The sequence below is a fragment of the Nostoc sp. genome, assembly GCF_036917455.1.
Lineage (GTDB): Bacteria > Cyanobacteriota > Cyanobacteriia > Cyanobacteriales > Nostocaceae > Nostoc.
Map to the genome: position 1 here is coordinate 91,524 of NZ_JBALDK010000089.1, position 8,586 is coordinate 100,109.

Consider the following 8,586-nt stretch of genomic DNA (forward strand, 5'->3'; position numbering starts at 1 on the left):
TTTTAGAAATACCGGAAAATCTTTAAGATGTAATTAAAGCGAAATTTGATTAGTCTAAAGTTTTTTCATGCAGTGCTTACCGCCAGCTTATCTCACAAGCAGTCTAAGAGGATGAATGAACAAGTCCTCTCGTTGGTAGCAAAACATTTCATATCTCCCTAAATCCCCCGATAAATTGGGGGACTTTGATTCCGGTTCCCCCTTTTTTAAGGGGGCTAGGGGGGATCTCTAAGTGCCTAAAATCACAGCCAAATACTTTTCAAACAACCTCTTAAATCACGGCGAAATACTTTTCAAATATACTCTAAGTCTAATCCTGCCAAATCTTTTTCAGTTATGGTGATATGTGAAGTTGTTATTCTATATTCTCATATTTCAACTTCCATTATTATTTGAACCTCGATAAATTCGCTCCATCTGCTCTGGAGAAAGGCGTTTCATTGGAAACCACTCAAATTCAGAAACAGACACTTTTTCATAAGGTTGAACATCATTTTGCTGGTTTTGAGGTAAATGCACTGGTCCATTGGTATTTGCATACTGACCTCTGAACGACTCATCTATTTCTGATTCTGGAAGCTGAGTCTGAGGTAAAACATAAGCGTGCTTCTGGGGATCGTATGCGAAAACTTCTCCTGTTTCAATGTGATAAATCCAAGCATAAATGCTGAGTTCCCCCTGATGAAGCTTAGAGTGAATCACTGGATAAGTCCGCAAATTCTCAATTTGAGTAAGAACATTTTCGGCAATCATAATCTCTAGCAGTTCTTCTCCATCGTAGTCACTGTAGTGGTCTATAACTAACCTTCGAGTTGCCTCTGCGTATTTAAGCCAATCATGTACAAGCGGCATTTCGTCGCTGAGATTATGTAACTTCATTAATCCTTTCATTGCACCGCAATGAGAGTGACCACAAATAATAATTTGGCGAATATCTAAAGCTTGAACAGCATATTCAATTGTCGCACCTTCACCGCCATTACTTGCTCCATACGGTGGAATGATGTTACCTGCATTACGAATGACAAATAATTCACCGACTTGGGCTTGTGTAATTAGATTTGGATCGAGACGCGAATCAGAACAGGTAATAAACAATACCCTGGGCTTTTGTCCATGTGAAAGTTGCTCAAACAATTGTTGATGTGTCGAAAAATAGCTAGATTTAAATTCACGCAGACCTTTAATTAATCTCTTCATTACTAAGTTCTACAAATATTTGCGGGTTAAGAGCCAAATTATACGGAGCAGATTGAGGTAGTAAAGAGGGCTTTCTTTCTACGTTTTTACAATTGTAAAGATTACTATATTATAAATTCATTTGGTGCTTTTAATATCCTCTACCATTGGGTTGACTGGCTTTTTTCCCTTGCTCCTCTCTGTTCCTTAGCAAGTCACGTTACTAGTTATATCCTGAGGGACTTCCAAGAAATAAATTATCCAAATGAAACGAACCACAGAGATACAGAGAAGCCAGTGCGTTGCGGTGAGTCCAGCGCTGTAGGCGGGTTTCCCGCCGTAGGCGACTGGCGAACCCGGAGGGGGGTTCGCCCCGTTGTAGCACCTGGCGCAACACAGAGGAATGAGGAAAAGAGAGTTTTTTCGTCAGTTTTTTGAGTATTTTTTTATTTGGAAGTCCCTGAGATAAGAATTTTCGCTGTACACTGAGCGATCGCCTGCGTTCAGCCTTTCGGATGAAGCTTGCAGTCTCACAGCAACGCATCTACCTACAATAATTCTCAATCCTCCCTCCTACCCTATTGCGAATTTTTAATTAGTTGATACACTTGTTCTTCATTAGCCCAGTTAACCAGCGCCTATGGTTCATATCAAGCGCGTGGAACTTACCAACTTCAAATCCTTCGGCGGTACTACCTCAGTCCCTTTGCTGCCGGGGTGTACTGTTATATCTGGGCCAAATGGTTCCGGTAAATCTAATATTCTAGATGCACTGCTATTTTGCCTCGGACTCTCCAGTTCTAAGGGAATGCGAGCCGATCGTCTCCCAGATTTGGTAAATAACACCCAAACGTCTAAAGGACGGTCTTCTATTGAAGCTAGCGTCACTGTGACGTTTGATTTGTCAGATGAAATCTCACACAAAGACACAAAGGCGCAAAGGGAGGAGGTAGAGGAAGTAGGGGAAGCAGAGGAAGAACCAAAATCCAAAATCCAAAATCCAAAATCGGCAGAGTGGAGTGTTACTAGAAGGCTGCGAGTCACTCACCAAGGAAGTTATACGTCGAATTACTATATCAATGGTGAATCTTGCACGTTGACAGAATTGCATGGAGAATTAAGTAACCTGCGGGTTTATCCTGAAGGCTACAATGTGGTGCTGCAAGGCGATGTCACCAGCATTATCTCAATGAATGCGCGGGAACGGCGGGAAATTATTGATGAATTGGCGGGGGTGGCGGCGTTCGATCGCAAAATAATTCAAGCCAAATCAACTTTAGATGAGGTGAAGGAAAAAGAAGATAGCTGTCGGATTATTGAAACAGAATTAACTGCACAGCGCGATCGCCTTTCCCAAGATCGCGCCAAAGCTGAGAGATATCAAAAGCTTCGCACGGAATTTATTGCCAAACAATCTTGGGAAGCTGTTTTATCATGGCGATCGCTACAAGCACAACAAGAAAAGTTAGTTCACGAAATTCAAACAGGCGATCGCAATTCTAGTGAACTCTCAACCAAACTCACAAATCTCAATTCCGAAATCGTCCAAAAAAGTGCTGAACTCGAACAACTCAATGCCCATGTGAAAGCATTGGGTGAAGATGAACTTTTGGCGGTACAATCTACCCTTGCCACCCAAGAAGCAGAACGAAAACAACTCCAGCGTCAGCTAACGGAATTAGAAACGGTAACGCAGGAAACCGCTAAACGTCTGACTCAAACTCAGCAAGAGATTCAAAAACACCGTTTTTCCCTAGAAGAAATTGCCAAAACACAAATTGTAGAGACGCGATTCATCGCGTCTTCACAACAACAAAGAAACGAAGCGCACCAAGCCTTAGAAACCTCCCGCGAAGCCGCCGCAGAAATCGCCTCGGCTTCCGAAGCGTGGGTGCAGCAACAAACGGCATTCAACCGTCAAATTGAAACTCTGCTGCAAACTCTAGAACCGCAACGCACAGAAAAAGCACAACTCACGGAACGGAATAATCAGTTACAACAACTTATCGAGGAGCAAACTCAGTTAATTGAACGCGATGAACCCCTGTTAGCCCAAAAACAAACTGAATGTAGTCAAATTGAAACAGAATTTAACGCCTCTAGCGAACCCATCCAAAATTTAGCCCAAAATCTCTCAGCTACAGAACAAGAATTGCAAATCCAACAGGAAACCCAAAAGCGTTTACTTTTTGAACAACGGGAAAAACAACGCCAGTTGGATAAAATAGAGGCGCAAACTCAGGCACAGCAAGAAGTCCAAGGAACCCAAGCGAGTAAAGTCATTTTACAATCGGGAATGCCTGGACTTTGTGGCTTAGTTGTGCAGCTAGGAAAAGTTGAACCCCGCCATCAGCTAGCTTTAGAAATGGCTGCCGGTGGACGCTTAGGACATATTGTGGTGGAAGATGATGGTGTCGCCGCAGCCGGGATTGAATTGCTCAAACAGAAGCGTGCAGGGAGAGCGACTTTTTTACCACTGAATAAAATTCACGCTCCCAAATTTACTCAAGATGCAACGCTGCGTTTTGCTAGTGGCTTCGTTAATTATGCTGTTAATTTAGTCGATTGCGATCGCCGTTACAAAGATGTATTTAGCTATGTTTTCGGTAACACAGTCGTATTTGCCAGTCTGGAGGCGGCGCGGAAAAATTTAGGATTGTATCGCATCGTCACCTTAGACGGCGAACTCCTGGAGACTAGCGGTGCAATGACTGGTGGTAGCAACAGCCAGCGTTCAGCCTTGCGGTTTGGTAATGCAGAAGCGGCGGAATCTGATGAAGCGATCGCTTTGAGAAGTCGTTTGGTGGACATTGAGCGAGTTTTAGAGCGTTGTACAGAAGCGATCGCTACTTTGTCAGTCAGAAGCAAAAAACTGACGCAGGAACTCACAGAAGCGCGTCAGGCGCGACGCGAACAGCAGTTGCAATTGGAACAGTTGCAGAAAGATATTAAAAATTTAACAACGCAATTAGAGGGGACGCGATCGCAACTCGCCCAAAACACCGAAAAGTTAGCCACCGCTCAATCAAGATTAGAAATTTTAGATCGGGAATTACCAGGACAAGAAACTCAGTTGCAACAATTGCGACACGCTTTAGCAGAGTTAGAAGCATCGCAAACACCTAGTGAATGGCAACAAATTCAAGCGAAAATTAAAATTCAAGAGCAACAATTACAACAACGTGAGACAACATTACGCGAAGCTGAACAAAGATTAAAAAATTTGGAAAATCAGCAACAGCGATCGCAAGAAAAAATCCAAGAAGCAGAGATACGAATTACCGAATATGAAACCCAAAAAACCTCTTGTGGAGACGCGATGAATCGCGTCTTGAGCCAAATCACAACGATAGTCGAGCAAATCACCCAAACCCGTTTATCGTTGAGTCTTATGGAGCAAAATTTGGGAGAAGAGAAACAAAAACGTGACGCTACAGAACAAGAAGTGCGATCGCACCTTTTACGCCAACAACAATTGCAATGGGAAATCGAAAAACTCAAAGAAACCCAAGAGAAGCGGCGGGAGGAACTAATTGCACTGCAAAGCCAGTTACGGGATATGGGAGCAGAATTACCAAATCCCTTGCCAGAGGTTCCAGATAAGGTAGATTTAGAAGAATTGCAGAAAGAATTGCGATCGCTAACCAAACGCTTACAGGCGATGGAACCTGTGAATATGCTGGCGTTGGAAGAATACGAACGCACTCAAAACCGCCTCCAAGAACTCACGCAAAAATTAGAGACACTAGAAGGGGAACGCACCGAATTACTTTTGCGGATTGAAAATTTTACCACATTGCGGCAACTTGCCTTTAAAGAAGCATTCGATGCTGTCAACGAAAACTTTCAATCAATTTTTGCCATTCTTTCAGACGGCGACGGCTTTTTACAACTCGAAAATCCCGAAGATCCCTTTAGCAGTGGACTGAATTTAGTCGCGCACCCCAAAGGTAAACCCGTACAACGCCTAGCTTCCATGTCTGGGGGAGAAAAATCACTTACAGCCTTGAGCTTTATCTTTGCCCTGCAACGCTACCGTCCATCGCCATTTTACGCCTTTGACGAAGTAGATATGTTCTTAGATGGGGCAAACGTAGAACGATTAGCTAGAATGATTAAGCAACAGTCACAACAAGCGCAATTTATAGTTGTGAGTTTGCGTCGTCCGATGATAGAATCAGCCGAACGCACAATTGGCGTTACTCAAGCACGAGGAGCTTACACTCAAGTTTTGGGGATTAAATTACAATCATCCAATACATCTGCTTGAGTTTTTGTTAATAATAGTGTATGGACAAACCGGATTCGAGATCAGGACTCGGTATAGAATGACCTCCGAACAGATAATTAGACGTTCCGATATATTAAACACTCAGGTGATTACCCGCGACAACGGCAAGCGGCTAGGCATCATCAGTCAAGTCTGGGTTGATATTGATCAACGAGAGGTTGTGGCTCTTGGTTTGCGAGACAGCCTGATCTCCATTTCGGGCATACCGCGCTACATGTACCTCAACAACATCAGCCAAATTGGTGATGTCATCTTAGTTGATAACGAAGATGTAATTGAAGATATTGAAGTTGAATCTCTCAGTAATCTGATTAACTGGGAAGTAATTACAGAAACAGGTGAAGTATTAGGCAAAGTTCGGGGCTTCAAATTCAACGGCGAAACCGGAAAGCTTAACTCCATAGTCATCGCTTCTTTAGGATTGCCCCAGATTCCCGACCAATTTTTGAGTACTTACGAGTTCTCAGTGGATGAAATTGTCAGCACTGGCCCCAATAGATTGATTGTATTTGAAGGAGCCGAAGAACGGGTGAATCAGTTGACAACTGGTTTACTAGAGCGTTTAGGTATTGGCAAAGCGCCGTGGGAGAGGGATGCAGAAGAAGAAGGATACGGCTATACTCCACCCCGGACAATTGCAGCACCCAATCAACTGCCTAGTGGAGTGCCATTGCAGCCACCCAAGCAGAGAGTTCGCGCCCCCGAACCCGTAGCGCGAGAAGAGGAATGGACAGAAGACTATGTGGAAGAAGAAAGGCCACAGCGTCAGGTAATGAAGGCGCGGCAATATGAGTCTATTCAATACGAAGAAGACGAGGAAGAAGATAACTGGAGTGAAGCAACAGGTACCGACAGGTATCAACAACCGCAGCCGCTAAAGTATGAAGCCAAGCCTTACAGCAAGCCTTATGTTGATGAATACGATGATTATGACGACGTAGACGGCGATGCTTGGGAAGATGAGCCGAAGCCTGTGAATATTCCTAAGAAAGTCAAAGAAAGGCAGCCAGAATACGAAGAAGAAGGCGGGTATTAAGTAATTCGTAATTCGTAATTAAATTTGAAGATTAGTTTAGCTCTTTCCTTACAAGTAAGGAGAGGGCTAATTTTTTATAATGCTCAAACCACAGAGGCGCAGAGGACACGGAGGAATAAGCAGTAAACAAAATTTTTTTAATTTACAAGGAAATGGCTAATTTTTTAGCAAGGTTCGAGCCAGTTTTCTACTTTTAAATTAGGAACACGGGAAAATTCACGAGTATTGGCGGTAACGAGAGTTAGACCAAGGGTTAAAGAATGGGCAGAAATTAATAAGTCATTACCTCCAATCGGTTTACCAAGTTGTTCTAAATCAGTGCGGATTTCTGCGTAATATTGCTCTAAAGGATGAGTTTGGGGTAGTATTTCAATACTATCCAAAATTATTTCAACTTTTTCTATGAGCTTTTGGGAGTTCTTTTTTCTAGCCCCAAATCTTAATTCACAAGCGACGACAATACTTGTACAAATTTTGTCTTCTCCAACATCTTGAATTTTTGAAAATACCACTCCTCTGGGGTTTTTAATTAGTTCGGAAATAATGTTTGTATCTAACTAAGTATAAATAACTCATTTTGAAAACTCAATATCATCTAAGGGTAATAATCCTTCGTCCACATCGGCAAAGTCTTCGTCCAGTGGTTCAAGGGTGGAAAGGGTTTCCATGAGGGATTTTTTCTTGATGGGGGAAATGATGGCGAAGGGGATACCGTTTTGGGTAATAGTGAGGGGTTCGCCTGTTTTTTGGCTTGGTTGAGTAGGGTTTGGATGCTTGCGGGGAGGTCGGAAAGGGTGATTTGTGTCGTCATAGTGGCTTCTGGGGTTAGCGTATTGGGACTTGGCGCACATCTATTTTACCTGTGACGGCTTTGGCGATTGGGGCAGCGCAATATTCTTTTAACACAGGACTTACGCAACTGGCACAGTGCGATCGCTAGATAGTAGTACATACATATTCAATTAGCGAGAATGTGTTTGATTGGCTTTATTTGAATTACTAACAATAATCAAGGATGTATTTTGTTCTTCAAAATTTTATGAGAAAATTGATAGAAGGTACATCAAAAAGTTAGTTAGTGATGAGATTTACTAAACTTAATTATTGTCAATATTTACTGAGCAGCCAAATTAACTATACAATGACTAATCTAGCAGAACATTTGTCAAATATTAGTCATGATAAAATCAATTATTATTTAAAAAGCGAAAAATTAACTCCTCGTTTACTTTGGGATAATGTCAAAGATTTAATTGTCCATGACGAGGATGCTTATATTATATTTGATGATCCAGTTTTAGATAAAAGATTTTCTGAGGAAATAGAAATAGTACGAAGGCAGTATAGTGGTAATGAACATGGCGTTATTAAAGGGATAGGAATAGTAAATTGCATATATGTTAATCCTAAAACTCTCAATTTTTGGGTAATAGATTATCGTATTTTCAATCCAGAAAATGATGGTTTAACTAAGATAGACCATGTGAAAAATATGCTGCAAGGGCTTGTATATCAAAAGCTTCAACATGAGCGATACAGTTTTAATGGATATTTGGTATGCGGTCAATAATTTAATGCAATATAATAGATAGTCCAGACAAAATTTATTATTGTCCTTTGAAGACTAATCGTTTAGTGGATGATAGTTTTGGTAAAGAAAAATATAAAAATATTGAATCTTTAGAATGGAGTAATAAAGATTTAGAATGTGGTAAAATCATAAAAATTAAAGGATTCCCTGCGGAGAAGAAAGTGAAACTCTTCCGGGTTACTATCTCTACCGATAGAACGGATTATGTCGCAACCAACGATTTATCTCAAAGCTCTACTGATGTTACACAACAGGTGTGTAAAATCCGTTGAAAAATAGAGGAGTTTCATAGAGAAATAAAACAACTAACTGGCATTGAATAATGTCAATGTCGTAAAGCTCGTCTTCAAAGAAATCATATTGCTTGCGCTATGTTAGTTTGGCTAAGACTGAAAACTGGAGTTTAGACTAAAAGCGATATGAGAGAACGCAAATCAAATGCAATTAGAGATTAAAAATATTATCTTGTCAGTCTCAAAGTCTCCGCGA

Annotated in this window: 5 protein-coding genes and 2 pseudogenes; 3 read left to right on the forward strand and 4 right to left on the reverse strand. The window is 41.5% G+C overall.

Annotated elements, in window-relative coordinates; translation table 11 throughout:
• Positions 1-375 precede the first annotated feature (375 nt).
• Together V7K42_RS09760 and V7K42_RS09765 are read right to left on the reverse strand one after the other, a co-directional pair.
• The gene (locus tag V7K42_RS09760; protein WP_334915666.1) at positions 376-1,200 is read right to left on the reverse strand and encodes a carbonic anhydrase; all 825 of its coding nucleotides are present in this window, start codon (positions 1,198-1,200) and stop codon (positions 376-378) included.
• Positions 1,201-1,402: 202 nt separating this feature from the next.
• A complete protein-coding gene (locus V7K42_RS09765; protein WP_334915667.1) occupies positions 1,403-1,723 on the reverse strand; it encodes a hypothetical protein in 321 nt (106 codons plus the stop codon).
• Between the two features lie 96 nt (positions 1,724-1,819).
• Here V7K42_RS09765 and smc point away from each other — a divergent pair, with 96 nt between their 5' ends.
• Both smc and V7K42_RS09775 read left to right on the forward strand, forming a co-directional pair.
• A complete protein-coding gene (smc, locus tag V7K42_RS09770) occupies positions 1,820-5,449 on the forward strand; it encodes a chromosome segregation protein SMC (RefSeq protein WP_334915669.1) in 3,630 nt (1,209 codons plus the stop codon).
• 58 nt (positions 5,450-5,507) lie between these two features.
• Complete coding sequence (locus V7K42_RS09775) at positions 5,508-6,506, forward strand: PRC-barrel domain-containing protein (RefSeq protein WP_334915671.1); 999 nt, start codon at positions 5,508-5,510, stop codon at positions 6,504-6,506.
• A 164-nt stretch (positions 6,507-6,670) separates the two neighbouring features.
• Here V7K42_RS09775 and V7K42_RS09780 read toward each other — a convergent pair whose 3' ends face one another.
• Both V7K42_RS09780 and V7K42_RS09785 read right to left on the reverse strand, forming a co-directional pair.
• A complete protein-coding gene (locus V7K42_RS09780) occupies positions 6,671-7,018 on the reverse strand; it encodes a type II toxin-antitoxin system VapC family toxin (protein ID WP_334915673.1) in 348 nt (115 codons plus the stop codon).
• 60 nt (positions 7,019-7,078) lie between these two features.
• Positions 7,079-7,317, reverse strand: a pseudogene (locus V7K42_RS09785) (type II toxin-antitoxin system Phd/YefM family antitoxin).
• Positions 7,318-7,587: 270 nt separating this feature from the next.
• Here V7K42_RS09785 and V7K42_RS09790 point away from each other — a divergent pair.
• A pseudogene (locus V7K42_RS09790) lies at positions 7,588-8,492 on the forward strand (IS701 family transposase); the annotation flags it as partial.
• Positions 8,493-8,586 lie beyond the last annotated feature (94 nt).

Bases quoted from the DNA above. Each gene is read 5' to 3' on its own strand.
- V7K42_RS09760 (WP_334915666.1), bottom strand. From the start codon at position 1,200: ATGAAGAGATTAATTAAAGGTCTGCGTGAATTTAAATCTAGCTATTTT.
- V7K42_RS09765 (WP_334915667.1), bottom strand. From the start codon at position 1,723: ATGCGTTGCTGTGAGACTGCAAGCTTCATCCGAAAGGCTGAACGCAGG.
- smc (WP_334915669.1), top strand. From the start codon at position 1,820: ATGGTTCATATCAAGCGCGTGGAACTTACCAACTTCAAATCCTTCGGC.
- V7K42_RS09775 (WP_334915671.1), top strand. From the start codon at position 5,508: ATGACCTCCGAACAGATAATTAGACGTTCCGATATATTAAACACTCAG.